The organism is Yersinia sp. 22-579, from assembly GCF_030433455.1.
In the GTDB taxonomy this organism is placed as follows: Bacteria; Pseudomonadota; Gammaproteobacteria; order Enterobacterales; family Enterobacteriaceae; genus Yersinia; species Yersinia enterocolitica.
Genome location: NZ_JAUJTZ010000001.1, coordinates 484,448 through 504,024, shown reverse-complemented (window position 1 = coordinate 504,024; position 19,577 = coordinate 484,448). Strand labels below are relative to the sequence as shown.

The following is a 19,577-nucleotide window of genomic DNA, read 5'->3' as shown; positions in this document are numbered from 1 at the left end:
AGGATCAGCCCCCTGCAGTTTATGAAAGTGCCTGGTTCATGAGGCACAGAACCGTCTAGGGAACTAGGGTCTATTCAGCATACCGGTTCTCTTAAATGCGTTAATACTGACTACAACCAAAGTTACGCTGTCGGTCAGTACCTATTTTGCTGTGCTCTTTGGCCAAGTAAATTATTCGGTCCATAACTGCACAATAATCAGTATTGAAACTTTGGTTATTGGTATTCAGATGGTAATAGCATTCGCTAGGGAAATGTACCAACGAGTAATGCTGCTGATAATTGACTTGTGTATGAAGGTTTAAAGTCCTTACCCATGCTTCCATTATCATCAATGATAAATTATGCACATAGCCATCTTCTTTACAGTAGTAACTGCCCGGATAAGCATAAGTATCTTTATTGAAGAGTAATACCAGATGGTAATGCTTCTTGCCATCCGGGTTAAACTCTCTGGCCCACATGTGTCGTATTCTGCAAGGGTGTACTCGTTTCCCTGCACAGACCTTTCTCTGTAAATCTGCTTCAACCTGTGCTTTCAGAGAAATGATAAAGCGGGTTATAAGCGTGGAGTCGGCATTATGGTTATTTATATTATCTGCTGGTAAGTGGAGGTCTATTCTCAAACACATTGTTCTGGGATATTCATTCACTGACTTGTTTAGGGTGTCTTGAATACGATTAATATGGTTGAAGTTTAAAGGACCATAGCTTTCGATATTGATACTCATTATTTATTGCCTCTTATTATTAACTATCGTTATATTAATATAATCTTACAAGTGGGTATTATATATAATACATTATAAATATTAGTGGGATACGTCATTTACTTTTATCAAATAGGTAGCATGATTACTGATTACATTTCCATGCGTTATCTGTAGGATAATAAAACCCCTTCTTTATAGTTATATTACCAATCCGACACAATAATACAGACTAAAACCACAAAATGCATATATAAGAAGAAAGTATATATATTATCCATATTGTTCTCATTAAATAGTAATTATCTACTCTCAAGTTAACATAATATAGGCAGCAAAATCATCAGATAGAAAATATCATTAAAGTTGGGTTATTAAGCACGTCATTAATAGTGAACGAAAATATAAAACAATAATAAATAACATTAACTACTGACTATCAATTTTTTTAATTAACCTATTCCGTACCTGTCCCATATTCTGTGTAAACGCCCGTTTATAAATACTCAGCCAACCGCTCCGGGTATTCAATCATAAAGTGGTTTAATGCCTGCAGCCAGTTCTGGACTGATATTTGAAGCAGGCCGAGGCAGGAACGTCCGTTTCTGAACTGTGCCGTGAACATGGCATGAGTAATGCTAGTTTCTCCAAGTGGGCTCCCGCTTTGAGCGAGAGGCGGACCTTGAGCCAAAAAGGCCTTTCGGTTTTAAAGCGAAGGGTGAGAGTTTTTATCGGGCTGACAGGCTCTAGCAGTGAAGCTGGTATGCAGAATGGTCCTTTCAACATGCAATTAGCCAACTATCTGAACGTTAATCGGCTGTCCTTCGCGTTTTTATCCAAAAGGAAGTGCTATGCCAAGTAAGCCAGTTACGTTCAGCGAAACCGTAGCACTCTGACGGTAAGTCATGTCGATTCCCTGCTCTTCGATCAAGACCTAGCTCTCAACGAGTTTATTCACAGGAGTTGGACGTGCATGTGCAATAAGTGCATCATAAAATAAAGTATTCTGCATAACCGCCATGCAATTTTTAGCTGCCAGCTCAAATATCTGAAAAGCGTGATCCTGACTCAAAATTACGCCTATTCAGAAACAGGATCAGGCCAGTCATCGAGAGCAGTGGTAAAGCATTCTGATCACAGGTGGCCCATTAATGTCTGAAGAAATTAAAAATACTGCGATCACTGCTGCAGGCTATGTCTATCAGAACAGGCAGGGGCTGAAACTGCTGTGTGACTGGCTAGATGCGCCGACACGCTATACCCGAGTGAAGTTTGAGTGCGACGACGAGGCTGTTGCTCCGACCGGGCTGGATGACATCGTCGCCGAGCGCCCTAACCATCTCGTTGACCTCCAGCAGGTGAAATATACTCCTAATCCTGCCGAGCACACCCTGAATTGGGCGTGGATGTTGGAGAGGACCGGGAAGACAGCACGATCGAGGTCGATGTTGCGTAAGTGGTTTGATGCTTTTGTTAAATTGGATTCTGCTCGCGTCGGAGAGCTATCGTTGAAGACCAATCGCCGACCAGATGCCGACATTGAGTCTTGCCTGACTGATGGAAAAATCGATTTATCCAAAGTTCCAGAGCCACGGCGATTAGAGGTTATCGCCGAACTCGGCGACGAAAAGAAATGCGAATTATTTTTCAAGCAGTTGCAGATTGTTCACAGCGATAAGAGTTTCGAATCACTTGAACACGAGATCGATGCGCGATTGCGCTTGCACGGCACACAAGAGGGAGTTGCGAACTTAAAAAACGTCGCCTTGAACTGGTCTATTCAGAAAAACTTTCCGCCGCCAGAAGGGTGGATTTCTCTGGAGCAAGTCCGCACTATTCTGCGGGCAATACCGCCGGCCCCCCTGCCGGAAGATTTTGTTGTGCCTCTCGGATATGAGGTGCCTGACGAGACGTTCCACAGTGAATTCGTACGTGACACGATTGCCGGGGCCGGGCAGACAATCGTGCTCACAGGGCCGCCTGGTCGTGGGAAGAGCACATACTTGAGCGCGATGTGCGAAGTACTTGCTGAATCAGGGGTTCCCACGGTACGGCACCACTACTTCCTCTCGACGACCGAGCGGGGACGAGACCGTGTGAACAGCTACGTGGTTGAGCAATCGATCGAGGCGCAAGTCAAACGGTTACATCCGGAAGTTGATGCGCCTGGTAATGACCTGCGGGGCCTCCTCGAAGCATGCGCAACCTACTACAAGACTAAGGACAAGCCGTTCGTACTGGTTCTGGACGGCCTGGACCATGTCTGGCGCATTAACAACGCTGACAAACGGCCGCTGGACGATGTGTTCTCCCAGATTATTCCCTGCCCGGATAACATGGTTCTGTTGGTAGGCACACAGCCGGTCGACGACACTCAACTGCCCAGGGACCTCTTGTCAGTTGCACCTAAGGCTAGTTGGCGAACATTGCCGGCGATGTCCGAGAACGCCATCCTGTCCTACCTTCACAAGGCGGTTGACGAAGGCAGGCTCTTGATCCGGTTCAACGATGAAGATCAGATAGAACACCAGCTACAGGAAGCTGCGACCGCACTTCGCAATAAGACCAACGGCCACCCGCTGCACGTCATCTATGCCACGGCTGAGCTTGAGCACGCAAGACGAGACCTGGATAGCTGGAATATTGAGCGGCTACAGGGTGACATGACCAAAGAGGCAAAGTTCTACTACGCATCGTTGTGGGAAGAGCTGCCACCAAGTCTCAAAGACACGCTGCGATTGGTATGTGCGTTTCCCTTCTTTTGGCCCAAAGCCGCTTTTCTGGAGATCTCCGCTAAGCAGGGCGCTGCGCCGCCAGATGTCGCCAGGGTGGAACATCTGCTGCACTCATCGGCTGCTGGTCTGAAGGTCTTCCATGAGAGTCTGGCGGTTTTTGTACGCTCGACCTCTGACTACGGCGAGCGTATCAAGAACCTGATGCCAGCGGTGGCGATCTGGCTGGAAACTGAGGCGCCACCTTCTCTTCGCGTTAACTGGCTCTGGACGGTCCAGGCAAGGTTGGGTAATCCTGAAAATCTCATTACTGGGCTAACTCGTGACTGGATCATGCTTCGTTTAGAGGAAGGCTATCCAGAATCGCTCTTTGACACGCTGCTATCCGAGGCACTGGTCGCAGCTCTGGAGACCAACGCATTTGCGGACGCATATCGGCTCGCACACCTGCAGTCCCGGATGGTTGGCGGCAGCGAATTTCAGATGCAGAGCGACGACATAGCCCGGCTTGTGTCATTTACCCTGACGCTGACAGCCAATGAGGGGGTTGTTCAAGAGGCTATAGCCTCGCGGCACGAGACAGATATTTTGGACGTGGCAGCTCTCGGCTTAGCCTTGCAAGCACGTGGACAAACTGTACTGGCCGAGACCTGCGGTGAGGAGACCCTGCGTCGTTTTAGAGGCCTTAGCCGCTTCTCCAATCGGTATTCAACCAACGCGGGGGCTGACGAGTTCCAGTTTCTGGTCGATGCGTTCACACGCCTTGGTGCCATTGGGGCGCCCCCAGAGGCTTTTACCCAGTTAGTTCGAGAAAGCAGCCAAATAGTATGGATGCCCAGAGCCCGAATGCTGGTTCAGGATGGTTATCTGGATGACTTGATGGAAGCGGCTGTTTCGCTTCTACCTGATTCGGACACGAGTGTTCTAAGTGATTTCTGCGTTCGCGCGGCCGCAACGGCCGGAGTAAGCATCGTCGACCACGATGACTTCAGCAAGCTGACGCGAACCCCCTTTGTTGCAGCGGTGGAAGCGGCCTGTAAGCGGACTTCGAAGCCACTAAATGAGCCTATTCCGGTCGAGTGGCTCAAAGGAAACTACTACGAGCATAAAGACAATCTAAACACGCTGGTACACCATTGGTTCTTCAGCGGTGTGCACCTGAGCCTGTGCATGAAAGCTGAGAATCAAATCGCCTTCGAGTTCGTACGAGCACCCAGTTACGAGGAAAGGGAGAACATCAGTCACTTCCTTGATGCTCTCTCAGAGATTGCAGCCCAGGTTGCAGAGCGTTGGTGGCAAGGGGAATTTGTGGATTTTCATGAGCTATTCAATCTCCTCAAACCGGTCAAGTTCCAACATTTCAGGCAGGATCACCATATGAGTTCAGCGGCAGAGGACTTCCGGGCAGGATTGCATCGTGTTGCCTGCGACATTCGGCTTGGAAGCTGCTTGCTCTTCAATAGTGACGATGTGGTTCTTACTGAGTCAACCTTGGCAGCGGCAGCCACATCTGAGTGGTTTGACAGTGCATCTTTCCGCACTCAGTACGCAACAGGATTGCTGACAAGGATGAGTGATGAGGCGGCTGCAGCTTTCGTCCATTCTCAACGCGTCATGCTGGATGCAGATATCCGCGAGGAGACCAGCGTGCATTTACAGACGCCTCTGCAGTTATGTGGCATCACTTTGGCCCATGGATTAAACGTCAACGCACAAGAGCTCTGCAAACAGGTCTGGGAGCTAACGACCGGCTATGGACATCGTAAAGATCCCACGTTGAGTAACACGGTCGATGCTATTGGCTACCTGGTGGATGCCTCACCAGATGACGCTCGACGGCTACTCAGTCTGCTTTCGCCCCAGATCCATCACGTGCTGGACTACACAGACGGAAAAGGCACTAGGCACCTGCTTGAAGTTGCAGACCACCTGCTGGCAAAACTCAGCCCGATGGCTTTGGTCGTAAAATACGAGGAACACACGCACGCAGGTGAATGGTCGCATGCGGAGAACAGTTTGCGGGTATATGTGCAACAGGGCGTCAGAGACGGCTGGCCGCTGGATGCACTCATGCGTACGGGAGTTCATCCCGACGTTCAGGACGAGTTAATACAGCTTGAACGCGATGGTCAGGATGGTGCCGCAGAACAGCTACGTGTTCTTAGGGAGCATGCCGGCTGGGACATTGGTGTGCTGCAGGGCACTGGTTCGCCCAGCAGCGATAACGACAGCAATCCGTATACTGGCGATATTACCAACTTTGCCCCGGAGCAACTCGATGAGCTGCTGGTAAGTTTGTCAACTAGCAACAACGACAAGAAGAGACTGCTTCGGGCCTGGTATGAGCACTGGGATCGCTCCGGGCAGGGGAAACGCTTACTCGCGGCTCTGGATGGTTTGCTGCAGTCAGACGAGGGGCGGCAAAAGGGCATCTTCGATCTGTCTGACCTTGCCTTTGATACCAAACGCAGGTTGAGCGGCTCGAAAGCTGCGTGGAAATATCTTGTCCAGGCGCAGATTCGAAATGGCGGGTGGATGAGTTTTGTGGAGAGAGAGGAAGATACATGTAAGAGGTTTGACATGGTAGTGAAGTACTTCCCGAGCCGTTGCGATGAGTTTGTTGATGCGACTACCTACAGCTGGTTCGGAGAGCCCGAGCTGCAGCGTGTAGCGCCGACCGAGCTGCTGGTCTATTTCTATGTGCAACAAAAGCGCGTAGCAGATGCCGTGAAGTTTGCCGAAATGATGGTCAACTGCGTGCGTGAAGATACCCGAACCCTGCCTCTGGAACGCCCACATTGGGCAACAGAACTTGATGCTTCGATGACAATGGGAAAATGATGGACGACCTAAGTATTCTAATCGCCAGACTCGGCTGGCCATCAACCGCTACAAGATGGTGGACCATGCAGGAACTTGCCGCCCGGTTGGGTGAATCAGCATCGAAAGCTACAACGGAGGCTGCGTTACTTAGGTTTCTGAGCTCGCGTAAGCTTGAGGCCGAAGTGGTGGAGGCACTTTGCGTCTTCTGGATAGCGGTGCAGATGCATCGTTACAAGGCGAGCCAGAAATTGGCGCAAAACATTCCTAGACCGTCCATCCTCTCTGATCTATTGCTGGAAAGCCTTGGTCTACAGACTGAGACCCCTATAACCGGTCTGGAAGAGGTGACTGAGAGCTTCGCTATTCCACAGGATTTTAACGGTGTTCAAGGAACAGATCTTCCACGGATTTTTCACACTACTATGGTTAACCTTGAGCGTGATAGCGGCTTCCCATTCGTCCGTCAGATGGCGTTCGAGTGGTCAGTAAACAGCAATGTCTATCCAGATGCTCCTTTTCAGGGGGACCACTGGCATTTTGTGAGGCCACTTGGCGACGGGTTCATCGGTCAGATCTCTTCCAGGGCTGCCATACGGATGATCTCCGCCTATCTCCGCACATTGTCGGTTGCTGAAGAGCTCTGGAGCATGCCTTTAGAATTGGCGGAAAAAATGACTCTGCTGGCATTGCCTGTACACCCAACGCTTGCGTTGCTCAGACCTCGACGTCCGTCTTGGTTTCCCTGCGTAACTGATTTCGATGGTGGCCACGAGGCAATAGGTGCAGCTGTACGCAGTCTAATTGGACAAGCCTCAATCGAAAGTCCCGGAGACGAGCTGATAGCCTTCACGTCGCCCATCGTAATTTCAACTGAGCGCTGTGTAGAAGTATCGGTCGTCCGCTGGGAGCAGATAACAGATGGCTGCATCGAGGATGATAACTTGGCCGAGCACCTAAAAGACTTTTGGAGTAGCGGACAAATGCTTCACGGTTATGCTCCGGAGCCACTGAGTACGACGACTGTCTTGATGTCGCCCACCCTTTACTCTGTCGTGGACAATAGGAGTAGAGCCTTACCTATGGCCATGCCGATCGGTATGGCCCGTTTGGGCTACCTGCAACATGATCTGTACCCGGGACGACTTTTATTGCCCACTATGCCTGGCCATGAACTGATCGAGATCGTTCCTCGTAACGGGCAATTGGAGGTGAAATCAGGTAATGAGGTTGTCGCCCACCTTTATTACTGGAATGCGGGTTGGGGACCAGTTCGCCCAATGCAGTTTGATGGAAACTGCGGTACAGCTCTTGTTTCTAAAGGTAAAGTCTATCGGGAACTACCAGATGTGGCAGTCCAAGATATGCGATCGTTTTACTTCTGGCGTGTACGAACACTTCACAGAAAGGGCTCTTTTGACAGTTTCGACGAGGCGATGGACTTTGGAGTCGTGTTTGTGTGATGAAATTAATTATAGCCATTTAATTCAATGGATTGATGACTATAGCAGTAAACTAACTCGGAATGATATGTGAGAAGTATTGGTGGCTCTCATCGCTGTTAAATGGAACCGCGCCTATATAATTTCCTATCATTTAATGGAGCGTTATGGATTTTCTAGCATCTGCTGTTGGCACAGAGCAGACAAAAAGCAAGGTCATAAGGTTCGCTATGAGCGAAGAACGGACATATACCTGAGTAGCGATTGCATGATATGTATATTATAGAAAACGCAAAATGATCAGATATGATAAGGATAATCTATGAAAGGCATTAATTTTCCTCCGTTTGTTGGGGATAAGTACTATGACAGCTGTTACGGAATACGCGTAATGGTGCTGGGAGAATCACATTACGGAGACGGCTCAGATTCAGCCTGCGATTTCACGCAACAAGTGGTTAAAAAACATGCTCTAAAAGCTGGTCAGGCATTCTTTAGCAAGCTGACTAATTTACTCAGGGGCCATATTGATTACCCTACAGAAGAAGAGCGGATAGAGATTTGGAAGCATGTTGCTTTTTACAACTACATACAGGAGTTTGTAGGCGAAGGAGCTCGAATAGCACCTACACCGGAAATGTGGAAAGCGGCATACGTTCCATTCCTTGAAGTTGTGAAGCAACTGGAGCCGAATGTTATTCTGGTACTTGGCAGCAGGCTTTGGGATGAAGTGCCTGAACTACCGCCCGCATACCCTGTTGAGTGGTGCGGCATTATACATCCCAGCAGTCGTATGGCATATGAACCATCAATCGCCGCCTTGGCTGAATCTATTAAGAAAGCTGGCGGTATTTATCCAAAAAAGGACTGAAGTGGGATACTTGACCTGTCGTTGTTTCGTATCATCTGCAGTTTTGCTTCTTTGATTAGCCGTAATGTGGCGGTCAGTTTGAAGGGATGTCGTTTTACCTCGTTTCCGCTGAGGTAGTCATATACAATCCGTGATTTAGCGACAAAGGATATTTCGTGAAAACCCTATTGAAAGTAGCCGTCATTTTTCTGATTAGTGCAGCATTATACGGGTGCGTTGCGCCAACGGATTGGATTGCCAAAGAAGAAACCTTCAACACTGAAATTACCTATTATCAGGTAAACAATGATGAGGGAAAAGTGAAATTGACGACGGCGCCATCATCACTAAATGAAAACCACCTCAGACGTCTGGACGGTAGCGAGCAAACCTTTTTTCAGTTGTATTATGGTGGGTATTTTTCTGTGTTCGCTATTCAGAATCCGGCTGAATTTGACACAAAAATAAATCTACTTAACGATTTCATCCATTGGTCCAGGAAAGCCAGTAGTGAGCGGCAGCCACAATTGAATATAGCTAAAATATTCACTGGCTCTGATGAAGGGCACTACTCCTTTATTGACGTTGATGGAGAACCTTATCTTCAGGCAGTCTGGGGAAATGGCAGCAACTCCTATTTCCCGACGCACAACTTCAATATTGCTCTGGACACTCGCAATGTAAAATTGTTACTCAAACAGGTCGAACTGGCCCGCAATTTCACGTTCAGATAGGAGAGAAAGGGTATCGCACAGCAGCGTTTTAGATGAATAGCTGTTGCGGGTACTCGATCCTGATTTTGGGATATTTTTCTCGCACCTGAGGAGGTCTGTCAGCTCTGCATCAAGTGCCGTTTCAACGGTAAGCTTCGTCAGTATGCGAGAAAATGCATTTAGTTCGGCTTCGGTTTTAAGGCCTTAGCCAATTCAGTTGCAAGAGATTTAAGTTTCTTTTGCTCATAACTTACCTATCACTGTTATTGAAAGAAACATATCAAAAACTGGTAATTACACATTTTTATTACAGCCTCGGCTTTGCATAAATTCAAAATTTTTAATGGTAACCATATTACATTCACTTCTCTTATTGAGAGAGAAAAAATAATATAATTAATACCGTGGGATATATTACCCCTCCCCCATCGGCCTCTGCCAGAGGAGGTGGGATATATATTACTCTTGTAAGTAAACATCATTTGAATTAATGCTTTGATACCACTTAATAGCTTTAGTGTAATCTTGCGGCACTCCTTTGCCGTAATAATAAAGGTTACCAATATTTTTTTTAGCATTGGCATTACCATTACTGGCCGCTTTTAGATACCATTCCATCGCTTTAGTATAGTCTTGTGGTACACCTTTTGCTTTTTCATACATCACGCCAACATTATTTTGAGCTTCACCGTGATTTTGCTTTGCAGCCTTTAAATACCACGCCATAGCTTTTGAATAATCTTTTTCAACTCCTTGTCCTGAAACATAACAAAAAGCCACATTATTTTGAGCTTGAGGATCATTTTGAATAGCTGCTTTCATATAAAATTCAAAGGCTTTATGATAATTCTGCGTAACACCTAATCCTTTAGCGTACATAATTCCCATTCTATTTTGCATTTCAGAAGTTATATCCTTGGGCTTGTCCGGCTGAATAGAATTAGATGTGCAAGCAGTTAATGCTAGAGTTAAAAAACAACAGATAAGATAAATTCTTTTCACTTTTCATCCTTGATAAATAATTACAATAACTCAATAAAATAATTTTTTCATAATCACTACACCCCTAATCAAATTCATCAATCACACTAGTTACTAAATTATATTCGTGATTATTCAATCTGAATTTAACTTGTTTCATATTTTCCCCATCAAATCGACTGCAGGAACAGACAAAACGATAGTTTTAGATATTTATGGTAAATTGTACCAATTTGGCAATGGATGTCTATCCTGTATTGTTATTTGTACTTTCTTATGGGTTAATCAACTTTTTAGCTCTCGCAATATCAAGCGTCTGTTTTGAACTCTTCGGTATAGCGTTTACTGCTCGTGGGCAACTTTCTTTTCAGCTATCTTAAATGACTCAGAAACTGAAATTTTCGTTCTGTGTTCGCGATGATTTTTGTACGGACTTGTTATCAGACGCTGCACTGAGTGGCAACATACCCTTCATCCATCCAGACGCTGTAGACGAAATATAGGTTCACCCATCAAAGCGATGAACCTGCTTGCTCATCAACATATTACGCTAACATTCTCCAGCTTCACCTGACTTTCAGGCTTATCATTTATCTGATGGGCAACCGGGACAAATACGTTTATATCTTTCGGCCAGGCTTCTTTGCTACTGCTATCTGGCTGATTTTTCTGTGTTTGAGTACATTCAACTAACAGATATTGCCCGCTAAACTCAGGGAAAGGTTATGAGCATCTCCCTCTCCTGTTACCTCGCAACGTAAGATTCCTGAAGAAGATACTTGTTTATTGGAATCAATATCGTCCCTGTGTGTCTGAAAATGTTGACCCATTACCAGCGGGAAATGCAAATCAGTCTGCAACTGGCCAAGCAGTCTCGCTTCACTAGTGATGGACATGGCGAACTTTAGCTGTAGCAGATTAGCCAGCGTTAAACGCTGAACCTTCCAGATACCATATTCTTCCAGTTTACGCACATAGCCATCCGGCTGAGCCTCTAATTGAACATTAACCTTACCAAGTGCGCTTATCCGTCACCGCGCTGGAGACGCTGAAACATATAAGTCCTCAATTTCGCGGCTGATATCGGTTTAGCTCATCCCCAGCGCGGACATCCGAATGATTTTCTGTTCAATCTCATCGAAGAGCGTGGTCTGGTGTTTTTTCACTAATTGCGGTTCGAAAGTGCTGTTGTGGTCGCGAGGTGTAGCGAGTTCAAAGCTGCCAGTCGGCGTTTGGATGGTTTTTTTGCCAGCGTCGTTCCTACGATTAACGTCAGTATCACTGGCCAGATGAGAGTCCAGCGTCGCCGCTAATGCAGCTTCAGTTAACTGTTTGATTAACGAAGTTAAGATGTCATCTTTACCGGTCAACGCTTGACCTGATTGCAAGGCTTTTAGAGCTTTTTCAAAATCGAAAGGTTGAGTCATGTGTCATTCCTTTTTTTAAATACTTTAGCAGAATGACATAGAATTTCTAATACTCCCTACTTAGTCGCGCGCCCACTATTCGCGGTTAGGATCATGTATCTATTACTTTTTTATTCAGTTTCTTCAATGCACTTCTCTGCTCTGGATATATTTTCTTCTTTTAACCTATCCCATTAATTTTCAGACCTATATCACTAAGTTGAAAGTATTCCTCTTAGATATTTCACATCATCATTCTGAAACTATTGATCTGCCACACCGATCGAAACACCCCAATTAATAGATATTAACAATCAATAAAAATAAATCGATCGTTAATATCGATAGGTTGTAACGATCGGTTTCAGCTTATTGATCTGTACTAACGATTATCCCATCTCCCGAAAAATGAATACGATTGCACAGAAGCATTCTCTGTCTATATCAAAAGAATACTCTGATTTTCATTACATTAGGCCATCGAGCCTATCGACAACATGTCCCTATTAACGGGGTTTAAGGAGACTCAATGACTAAAACTATACGCGCAGGGCTGCTACTGGCAGGGATGATGCTCTTTAGCGCAACAACACAGGCCGTCGTCGGGGAGCAGCAGTGGGGGAAATGGTACGGCAATATCGATGCCATGGAGTTTGCGTTGAACACGAACAATAAAGCAGGAGAAACCCTGACGCTGCGTTGCAGTGATAGTCAATTGGCAGTGACTTATGAAGATACGAAAGGACATTACCGTGTCAATAGCGAAGGCCTTAATGATGTCCAATTGCTAATAGGCAAGAAGGCATACAGCCTAAACAGTTCAGCCTTTTCCGCACTCAAATACAGCAGTGCAAAAGACAATATCACTTTCTCCTCGCGTCAGAGTGGGGAATCAGCCCCCTTCAGTGCTCAGGGCCTGAAAGAGGCTCTGCAGGACATCACCTGGCAGGATTGCACCAGCCATTAATTAATTGAAAGGATATCTCATGCGTAGATTCATTATGTTATCACTCAGCAGCGTAACGTTGCTTATTCCCGCCGTATCTTCAGCGCTGGATGTCTATGGAGAAATTCATCCTGAACGCTATACCTTTTTTCTCAATGATAAAGGCGGTGACAATTTAAAGCGTTTAAATAATAAGATGGTCAGCGCTATTGGCAAGGTTCGTCCTGGTAATATGCATGATGCCCTGAACATGAGTAATTTGCAGAAAGAAGGATATGACTCGGTCGGAATTGCATCTTTTGTCCCTGAGAGTATCCAGAAATCGACGGTACGTGACGACGATCAACCTGTAAAAGCTGTGACTTGCCTGATGTCCACTGTCACGGTCCCACACGCTAGCCGTCATATCACAATGGAAAGAACCTGGTGCAAGGATGAAGTGGGTGCCGAATACATTGGCTTCAACGGGTGGCCGTTGCGCAGTGCAATAGCCAAGTCTTGCCGTGTGGGTGACAATGATTGCCCTGTCTATCTGACTCTGCAGAACGACGATCCCACTGTGCGGGATGATTCTGTTAATTTCGTTCCAGTACATCCGCCAAAACCACAAGCTCTTCCCGAACCGGCACCAAAGGAAACTGATCCGGCAATTGTGAGCAAAGTCGTTGCCGACCTGAAAGCCAATGGCTGCGCAATCATCAACAAATATAAGCAATCTCCTCCTCAATGTGGCTCAGTGATTGAAGTGGTTACAGGGAAAGGTATGGATCGCGAGGGTATCAGATCTTATGAAATTGATTATGCGGAAGCAGGTACTGGCTGGCGAGTGCAATGGCCTGCCAAGCTGACCTATCGCGGTACGACTTTAATTCGTTTTAAAGGTGGCGATAGTTTTGATGCCGTGGACATTGAGGATCCCACTAATAATCAGCCTTCCATCACATCGACACAAAGTAGTGCCTGGAAAATGGCCCGCAATGAAAGCTCAATAATATTCACGACAGAAAATGAATCCGGTACACAACTTGAATTAGCCTGTGGTGAAAATGGTGATTTTGCAGTCCGATACGGAACAGAAGGTCACTGGACGTCTTCAGGTCCTATGTCACCGCTGAGTCTGAAGGTCGGAGCAGATGAATTTAGCCCGGACCAGATATTCTTTGAATCACTCAGCCACCTTCCACCCAGCAGTAAAATCGTTGTATTACAAATGGGTCATGAATACGGGAGTTTTTCCAGTCATGGCTTATCTGAACTGTTAAAGGGGATCTCCTGGAAACAATGCCTCAATCCGCAGAGCAGTATATAGAAAGGAACTCTTTATGCCGAAAGACACCTGCAAACCTGAAATGCCGGATGTTACCTGGCCTGTTGTGTTGGTCGTTACAGGGATCACTTTAATGCGCAGCGACTCTATAACAATCAAAAGTATGGGGGCAGCGCTCACGACGTTACACCTAATCCGGATTGTCAAAAAACTCGCCATATTGGCCTGAACACCCGACCTGCTGGCCTGGAGGATAATAGTCATATGCCTGAAAATACCAAAGGGAAATTCGGCAGGCTGAAAGATAAATTAAGCTTTGCCCGAAAGGCGTCTCCTGTCGATATACCAATTGAAACCGTTGAAGAGCCTGAACTGGGCAGCCCTGTTGAACCGTCGGTTTCTCGCTTATCAAAATATAAACCGTTGCTTGAAAATATCGTTATCAATGGGCTGTTGAATATTGCTGAAGATAAATTAAACGACGATATTTTTGTTGAATCTGTCTTCAGCAAAGCCTATGAGCTTTTACCTGCACCAGTAAGAATGGTGGTAAAGCGGGAATGGTGTTTGAGCTACCTGCAGTCGCGTAAGACACCGCTTCTGGTGAAACTGCAGCTTTATCGGGATGAAAGAAGCCGTGCTGAAGAGCCCGCAGCATTGCCTGATAAGGAACACATTGCCCAACCGGTTTTGCCCCCCGTGACACCGTAAACAATCTTGCCACTCAATCAGGGCCATCCTTCGGGGTGGCTTTTTTATGCCCACTTTTTGTTAAGGAATGAATCATGACCCGTTTAGCCTCCCGCTTTGGCCGGGTGAACTCTGTTCGCCGCGACCGCCCCCTGACCCATGATGAACTGGCCTACTATGTCCCCAGTGTATTTGGCGAAGACAAACATGCCTCCCGCAGTGCGCGGTATACCTATATTCCCACTATTACCTTGTTGGATAAATTGCGCGAAGAAGGATTTGTGCCGTTCTTTGCCTGCCAGACTCGAGTACGAGACCTGGGTAAACGTGAGCATACCAAGCATATGGTGCGGTTACGCCGAACAGGGCAAATCACGCAGAGAGAAGTGCAGGAGATTGTTCTGCTCAACAGCCATGATGGCTCCAGCAGCTATCAAATGCTGCCGGGTATGTTCCGTGAAATTTGTAGCAACGGACTGGTTTGTGGTCAGAGTTTTGGCGAAATTCGTGTACCGCATAAAGGGGATGTGGTGGAAAAGGTGATTGAAGGGGCCTATGAAGTGTTGGGGATATTTGACCAGATAGAAGAAAGTCGTGAAAGCATGCAGTCATTGACGCTATCAGCGGAGCACCAACATGCACTGGCCCATGCTGCATTGACCTACCGTTACGGTGAGGAGCACCATCCGGTCACGGAGTCGCAAATCCTGATGCCTCGTCGTTGGGAAGATAAGAAAGATGACCTCTGGACAACATTTCAGCGTGTGCAGGAGAATCTGACCAAAGGCGGGATATCAGGTAAGAGCACTGGAGGAAAACGTGCCAGAACCCGTGCTATCAGTGGTATCGATGGTGACATCAAACTCAATCGTGCACTGTGGGTCATGGCTGAACAGCTTAAGCAGGCTGTGCTCTGATGTTGTTTCACACCTCCAGTGACGATCGATTTCAACGATCGGTTTCGCGTTATTGATCTGCACAACCCATTATCTTTTCTCTTTACCCATCGATAAAATTGATAGGGTTACCTGTCAGCAAAATGTATTCAAAACAGCAGTCAGGGACAGGCGTTATGCCAATATTCAGGGAAAACCACCGCCCGTTATCCCGACGATAACGGGTTTTTAATCTAAGAGGTCCTGCCTCTCCCCGCGTCCTATCTTCACTCACGACTTTAAATATTGAATCAAATTCTTAACCCATTAAATAAACAGGTTCCCCGGTATTCCCGGAGGGCTGTTTTGCTATTTATCTTTATTAAAGAAGGACATTACTCATGAATATCCCAACGACAACTCAGATGGATACACTAACCGCCACGCCGGTTACCGACTCTCAGCGCATTCACTTCTGGCCAGACCATTTTGGTGGGATACCGCAATGGATTTTGATTGAACCACAGGTGTTTGGTTGGCTGGACCGATTGTGTGACGACTATCGCGGCGACTTCTGGGACTACTATACGCTCAGCGACGGCGGCGCATTTATGGTGCCAGGTACGGAGCAAGACTACGCATTGTTTAACGCACTCAATGGCAACGGAGCCACCGTCAGTCGTGAAGCAGCCGGAATCATCGCCTGCCTGATGGCTTACAGTCACCATGCCTGCCGTTCTGAAAATGAGCTTATGACCGAACACTTCTATCGGTTGCGTGCTTACGCGCTGCATCATCCAGAAAGTCATGCCATTTTTGCATTAATCGATTGATATAAGGTGATGTTCCATTCAACCAAACGATTTGGTAACCCTTAGCATCTTCCTGACTTAATCCCAAATTATCCACATTGAGAACATCCCCATGAAACCACACCCCACAACAGCGGGTGCATTGCCCGTGCCTGTTATTTATCAACAACTGCTCGCTTTTCTGCTGGAGCACCACTACGGCCTGAGCCTCAACGATACGCCCTATCACGATGAACAGGTGATTGCACAGCAGATAGAACAAGAGATTTCAGTCGGCGACACCATAAACACACTGGTTGAGAAATATGCCTTAGTGCGAATTGGTCGTAATGGGTTCAGCGCACTGGCGCAAGACCCGATGTTGAGCAAGGGCGATATCGTGCGGGCTCGCCAGGCTGCGGGTCAGTGGCGTGCGCATTTTCCGCCAACGTTGCTGTACCCAACCGAGTCCCTCAATCCTATTCCATAGAGACCGTTAACATGAATAACCACATGACTACTTCCCCAACATGGGGTCTGAAACGTGACATTACGCCACGTTTGGGAGCTAGGCTGGTACAGGAGGGAACACACCTGCACTTTCTGAGTGACAGAGCCAATATTCTCGGCACCTTTTCCCTTGAAGCCACTCAGGCTCTTGATGCAGCGTTTCCCGCACTGATAACCAAACTAGAATCTCAGCTGCTGTCCGGGGCGCTGGATCCACGCCGTCAGCAAGGCATTACGGTTCGGCATGGCGAATTTGTCTGTGACGCCGATACTCTGGGCAGTCACGGTTATGTCTATATCGCGGTGTATCAGGAACTGTCTTGAACGGCAGACACTGGCACCTGAAACATCCCTCTTCCTCGACGCCAACAACAATAGTTGGTGTTTTGCTTTTATGGAGTTCCTACGATGTCTACTTCACTCAGCACAGTTATCGATGAGCCACAGGTTCTAACCGGCCACACCGATGTGATTTGCTCCACCAGTATTGAACGTATCATCACCGTGCGTAACACCGCGCTAGTGCAGATTGAGATGCTAATCCAGCAGCTTGAGGATATTTCAGCCATCACCAACAGCATTGGCGGTGGAATTGCAAAGGATTGGGCCATGCGGCAAGACTTCCGTACTGGCTGCTGGTTCATGGAGAAATCAGAAACGGCGATGAAAGCCATTATCCGCAATCTTGATCGCGGTATATGGCGAGATTTGATGAAAAAATCGGGCATGCTCAGTTTGATGGATGCCCAAGCCCGTGACCAGTGGTACAGAAACCTTGAGGGAGATAATATTCCTGCCGTCAGCGAAGCCAACATACTCAGTACCTTTGAGCAACTCCACCAGCAGAAAGACGAGGTATTTGAACGCGGGGTCATCAATTTATTCAAAGGGTTATCTTGGCACTATAAAACCAATAGCCCATGCCGATTTGGTAAAAAGCTGATCATCAGCAATCTGGTCAGTTGCAACCAATGGGGCTTTACCCTGAACCACAGTTACCGGCGAGACCAGTTGGCGGATTTGGAACGAATGCTTTATCTGCTGGATAGTAAACCTATTCCTGACAACCGTGGCGATGTGACAACTCGGCTTTATGCGCATATCAGTGCCAATCCGCATATAGCGAAAGTTTATGAAGACGATTACTTTTCGATAAAATATTTCATGAAGGGCTCAGCGCATCTGACATTTAGGAAGCCTGAGTTGATTGATAAGATGAATGATATCGTGGCGAAACACTATCCACAGATGCTTTCGACAAAAATTTAGCAGCATCTAAATTCGATACTCTCAGAACCGATTGACCCGATTTCTATCGGGCCGAATTGTGGATACTTATCTTCATCGCAGACTGTATCTATCCTAATCTCAATCAATTTAGTCTAATCACAGCGAATGGGACATGGCATACCCGATGGCATACCAGAAAAAGTCACAAACAAAAAATCCCAACCTTTTCAAGGGATTGGGATTCTAAGATGGCGGAGGAGGAGAGATTCGAACTCTCGAACGGTTACCCGTCGACGGTTTTCAAGACCGTTGCCTTCAGCCACTCGGCCACCCCTCCGCAACGAGCCGAACTATAAACAGAGCTCTGCCGCTTGTAAAGCTTGTTTGTGTCTAATCGGGTAAAAAGCCACCATATGATTATTGAATGATGAATTAATCGTCATGGTGATGATTCACTGTACAACAAGCGAGCCTCCCGGCTCTCAATGACGTTTCTGTCACTTTGCCGAGCGAAAGCATAGACTTCTTTGGGATACAGGCAAATATTTGCTAAATTAGCAGCCGTTTCATTGATGGGATAACTGAGGTTATATGTTGGAGTTTGAAGGACGCACGATTGAGACCGATGCGCAGGGTTACCTGAAAGACAGCGCCGACTGGAGCGAAGCACTGGCCCCAATACTGGCTGAGCAAGAGGGCATCACACTCACCGAACCGCACTGGGAAGTGGTGCGCTTTGTGCGTGCGTTTTATCAGGAATTCAATACGTCACCGGCGATCCGTATGCTGGTCAAAGCCATGGCGCAGAAATACGGTGAAGAAAAAGGCAATAGCCGCTACCTCTATCGTCTCTTCCCCAAAGGGCCGGCAAAGCAAGCCACAAAAATTGCCGGATTGCCAAAGCCGGTGAAATGTATTTAATCCTGACGCAACCTGCTGATTGGCCAGCTAATAGCGAATTTTAAATGTCTCAAATGGAGTGGCTGGATAAGGCTCGGTCAGCAGGCGATCAACCCTCGCCCCGCGTGGCCCGCCCTGCTTAATCCACTCCATCAATTGCTCGACCGCTTGTTGCTCGCCATAAGCCACAACCTCTACACTGCCGTCATCACAATTTCTGGCATACCCTGTGACCCCTAGCGCCAGTGCCTGACGTTGTGTGCTATAGCGAAACCCCACACCTTGAACGACACCATAAACATAAGCAGCAGTGCATACTTTTGCCATATCAGTTCCTCATCTATTGTTACTTTTTCCCATGATGCGCGCTGGTGTTGGCAAAATTACTTTCCGCCGACTCTAACTCTTTGGATAAGAAGTAATTAAGGAATGTTCGTATAACAGCAATAATGGCCAGCTTGATCAATTCCTCCATACTTGGGTTAATAGTGGTAGCCAAGATATCAGCCGCTAATTGGAACTCTAGCGCCAAAGCCAGCCAGGTACCAAAACGCGTTCTCATTAAGTGGAGTATCGACTGATTCTTAAAATTTGTTATTGCAGTGGGCAGCGACTTTACCAGCCCGACAAAAACACAAATAACAGACAAGAACTCCAGGAAAAGCTGTAATGACTGAGAGAGATAAATGATGATTTCTTTTATGTTTTCCAACGA

20 protein-coding genes, 1 tRNA gene and 2 pseudogenes are annotated in these 19,577 nt (G+C 46.9%); 15 read left to right on the top strand and 8 right to left on the bottom strand.

Features of this window, described 5'->3' with window-relative positions; all coding sequences use genetic code 11:
• Positions 1–100: 100 nt before the first annotated feature.
• A complete protein-coding gene (locus QSV56_RS02315; RefSeq protein WP_145581966.1) occupies positions 101–730 on the bottom strand; it encodes an inovirus Gp2 family protein in 630 nt (209 codons plus the stop codon).
• Positions 731–1,283: 553 nt separating this feature from the next.
• Here QSV56_RS02315 and QSV56_RS02310 point away from each other — a divergent pair.
• The 5 genes from QSV56_RS02310 to QSV56_RS02290 all read left to right on the top strand — a co-directional run bounded on the left by QSV56_RS02310 (position 1,284) and on the right by QSV56_RS02290 (position 9,287).
• Positions 1,284–1,571, top strand: a complete 288-nt coding sequence (locus QSV56_RS02310; protein ID WP_268217173.1) for a transposase — start codon at positions 1,284–1,286, stop codon at positions 1,569–1,571.
• Between the two features lie 289 nt (positions 1,572–1,860).
• Positions 1,861–6,282: an ATP-binding protein gene (locus QSV56_RS02305; protein WP_301210536.1), complete on the top strand. Its 4,422-nt coding sequence runs from the start codon at positions 1,861–1,863 to the stop codon at positions 6,280–6,282.
• Positions 6,283–6,347: 65 nt separating this feature from the next.
• Positions 6,348–7,724, top strand: a complete 1,377-nt coding sequence (locus QSV56_RS02300) for a multidrug DMT transporter permease (RefSeq protein WP_229705469.1) — start codon at positions 6,348–6,350, stop codon at positions 7,722–7,724.
• A 301-nt stretch (positions 7,725–8,025) separates the two neighbouring features.
• Complete coding sequence (locus QSV56_RS02295; RefSeq protein ID WP_050078137.1) at positions 8,026–8,574, top strand: hypothetical protein; 549 nt, start codon at positions 8,026–8,028, stop codon at positions 8,572–8,574.
• A gap of 155 nt (positions 8,575–8,729) precedes the next feature.
• The gene (locus QSV56_RS02290) at positions 8,730–9,287 is read left to right on the top strand and encodes a hypothetical protein (RefSeq protein WP_050078138.1); all 558 of its coding nucleotides are present in this window, start codon (positions 8,730–8,732) and stop codon (positions 9,285–9,287) included.
• A gap of 12 nt (positions 9,288–9,299) precedes the next feature.
• Here QSV56_RS02290 and QSV56_RS02285 read toward each other — a convergent pair.
• From QSV56_RS02285 to QSV56_RS02270, 4 genes and pseudogenes are all read right to left on the bottom strand, one after another.
• A pseudogene (locus QSV56_RS02285) lies at positions 9,300–9,478 on the bottom strand (IS256 family transposase); the annotation flags it as partial.
• Between the two features lie 247 nt (positions 9,479–9,725).
• The gene (locus QSV56_RS02280; protein ID WP_151419893.1) at positions 9,726–10,268 is read right to left on the bottom strand and encodes a tetratricopeptide repeat protein; all 543 of its coding nucleotides are present in this window, start codon (positions 10,266–10,268) and stop codon (positions 9,726–9,728) included.
• Positions 10,269–10,936: 668 nt separating this feature from the next.
• Positions 10,937–11,221 (bottom strand): hypothetical protein, encoded by a 285-nt coding sequence (locus QSV56_RS02275; protein WP_050078140.1) that lies wholly within the window; start codon positions 11,219–11,221, stop codon positions 10,937–10,939.
• A gap of 117 nt (positions 11,222–11,338) precedes the next feature.
• Positions 11,339–11,674 (bottom strand): annotated as a pseudogene (locus QSV56_RS02270) (transposase); the annotation flags it as partial.
• 508 nt (positions 11,675–12,182) lie between these two features.
• On the opposite strand from QSV56_RS02270, the gene QSV56_RS02265 reads away from it, so the two are divergent.
• The 9 genes from QSV56_RS02265 (at position 12,183) to QSV56_RS02225 (ending at position 18,001) form a co-directional block, all read left to right on the top strand.
• A complete protein-coding gene (locus QSV56_RS02265) occupies positions 12,183–12,620 on the top strand; it encodes a hypothetical protein (RefSeq protein ID WP_050078141.1) in 438 nt (145 codons plus the stop codon).
• Between the two features lie 19 nt (positions 12,621–12,639).
• Positions 12,640–13,908, top strand: coding sequence for a hypothetical protein (locus QSV56_RS02260; protein ID WP_050917067.1), 1,269 nt, complete (start codon positions 12,640–12,642; stop codon positions 13,906–13,908).
• Positions 13,909–13,921: 13 nt separating this feature from the next.
• On the top strand, positions 13,922–14,095 hold the full coding sequence (locus QSV56_RS02255; protein ID WP_019081230.1) for a hypothetical protein: 174 nt from the start codon (positions 13,922–13,924) through the stop codon (positions 14,093–14,095).
• A gap of 35 nt (positions 14,096–14,130) precedes the next feature.
• A complete protein-coding gene (locus QSV56_RS02250; protein ID WP_050917066.1) occupies positions 14,131–14,577 on the top strand; it encodes a hypothetical protein in 447 nt (148 codons plus the stop codon).
• 74 nt (positions 14,578–14,651) lie between these two features.
• On the top strand, positions 14,652–15,473 hold the full coding sequence (locus tag QSV56_RS02245; protein ID WP_050079019.1) for a DUF932 domain-containing protein: 822 nt from the start codon (positions 14,652–14,654) through the stop codon (positions 15,471–15,473).
• Positions 15,474–15,832: 359 nt separating this feature from the next.
• A complete protein-coding gene (locus QSV56_RS02240) occupies positions 15,833–16,264 on the top strand; it encodes an antirestriction protein (protein ID WP_050917065.1) in 432 nt (143 codons plus the stop codon).
• A 91-nt stretch (positions 16,265–16,355) separates the two neighbouring features.
• Positions 16,356–16,712, top strand: coding sequence for a TA system toxin CbtA family protein (locus QSV56_RS02235; protein ID WP_301210524.1), 357 nt, complete (start codon positions 16,356–16,358; stop codon positions 16,710–16,712).
• An 11-nt stretch (positions 16,713–16,723) separates the two neighbouring features.
• Positions 16,724–17,056: a type IV toxin-antitoxin system YeeU family antitoxin gene (locus QSV56_RS02230; RefSeq protein ID WP_050161063.1), complete on the top strand. Its 333-nt coding sequence runs from the start codon at positions 16,724–16,726 to the stop codon at positions 17,054–17,056.
• An 84-nt stretch (positions 17,057–17,140) separates the two neighbouring features.
• Positions 17,141–18,001, top strand: coding sequence for a DUF4942 domain-containing protein (locus QSV56_RS02225; protein WP_050161064.1), 861 nt, complete (start codon positions 17,141–17,143; stop codon positions 17,999–18,001).
• 210 nt (positions 18,002–18,211) lie between these two features.
• Here QSV56_RS02225 and QSV56_RS02220 read toward each other — a convergent pair.
• Positions 18,212–18,299: transfer RNA gene (locus QSV56_RS02220), tRNA-Ser, on the bottom strand.
• A gap of 254 nt (positions 18,300–18,553) precedes the next feature.
• On the opposite strand from QSV56_RS02220, the gene tusE reads away from it, so the two are divergent.
• Entirely contained in the window at positions 18,554–18,883 is a 330-nt protein-coding gene (gene tusE, locus QSV56_RS02215) for a sulfurtransferase TusE (protein ID WP_019079836.1), read from the top strand.
• Positions 18,884–18,910: 27 nt separating this feature from the next.
• On the opposite strand, the gene yccX is transcribed toward tusE, so the two are convergent.
• Together yccX and QSV56_RS02205 are read right to left on the bottom strand one after the other, a co-directional pair.
• The gene (yccX, locus tag QSV56_RS02210; protein ID WP_019079837.1) at positions 18,911–19,189 is read right to left on the bottom strand and encodes an acylphosphatase; all 279 of its coding nucleotides are present in this window, start codon (positions 19,187–19,189) and stop codon (positions 18,911–18,913) included.
• Between the two features lie 19 nt (positions 19,190–19,208).
• Complete coding sequence (locus QSV56_RS02205; RefSeq protein ID WP_046694868.1) at positions 19,209–19,574, bottom strand: DUF1622 domain-containing protein; 366 nt, start codon at positions 19,572–19,574, stop codon at positions 19,209–19,211.
• Positions 19,575–19,577 lie beyond the last annotated feature (3 nt).

Coding starts and splice junctions, on each gene's coding strand:
- QSV56_RS02305 (WP_301210536.1), top strand. CDS start 1,861: ATGTCTGAAGAAATTAAAAATACTGCGATCACTGCTGCAGGCTATGTC.
- tusE (WP_019079836.1), top strand. CDS start 18,554: ATGTTGGAGTTTGAAGGACGCACGATTGAGACCGATGCGCAGGGTTAC.
- QSV56_RS02230 (WP_050161063.1), top strand. CDS start 16,724: ATGAATAACCACATGACTACTTCCCCAACATGGGGTCTGAAACGTGAC.
- QSV56_RS02260 (WP_050917067.1), top strand. CDS start 12,640: ATGCGTAGATTCATTATGTTATCACTCAGCAGCGTAACGTTGCTTATT.
- QSV56_RS02250 (WP_050917066.1), top strand. CDS start 14,131: ATGCCTGAAAATACCAAAGGGAAATTCGGCAGGCTGAAAGATAAATTA.
- yccX (WP_019079837.1), bottom strand. CDS start 19,189: ATGGCAAAAGTATGCACTGCTGCTTATGTTTATGGTGTCGTTCAAGGT.
- QSV56_RS02315 (WP_145581966.1), bottom strand. CDS start 730: ATGAGTATCAATATCGAAAGCTATGGTCCTTTAAACTTCAACCATATT.
- QSV56_RS02265 (WP_050078141.1), top strand. CDS start 12,183: ATGACTAAAACTATACGCGCAGGGCTGCTACTGGCAGGGATGATGCTC.
- QSV56_RS02295 (WP_050078137.1), top strand. CDS start 8,026: ATGAAAGGCATTAATTTTCCTCCGTTTGTTGGGGATAAGTACTATGAC.
- QSV56_RS02240 (WP_050917065.1), top strand. CDS start 15,833: ATGAATATCCCAACGACAACTCAGATGGATACACTAACCGCCACGCCG.
- QSV56_RS02225 (WP_050161064.1), top strand. CDS start 17,141: ATGTCTACTTCACTCAGCACAGTTATCGATGAGCCACAGGTTCTAACC.
- QSV56_RS02300 (WP_229705469.1), top strand. CDS start 6,348: ATGCAGGAACTTGCCGCCCGGTTGGGTGAATCAGCATCGAAAGCTACA.
- QSV56_RS02255 (WP_019081230.1), top strand. CDS start 13,922: ATGCCGAAAGACACCTGCAAACCTGAAATGCCGGATGTTACCTGGCCT.
- QSV56_RS02245 (WP_050079019.1), top strand. CDS start 14,652: ATGACCCGTTTAGCCTCCCGCTTTGGCCGGGTGAACTCTGTTCGCCGC.
- QSV56_RS02235 (WP_301210524.1), top strand. CDS start 16,356: ATGAAACCACACCCCACAACAGCGGGTGCATTGCCCGTGCCTGTTATT.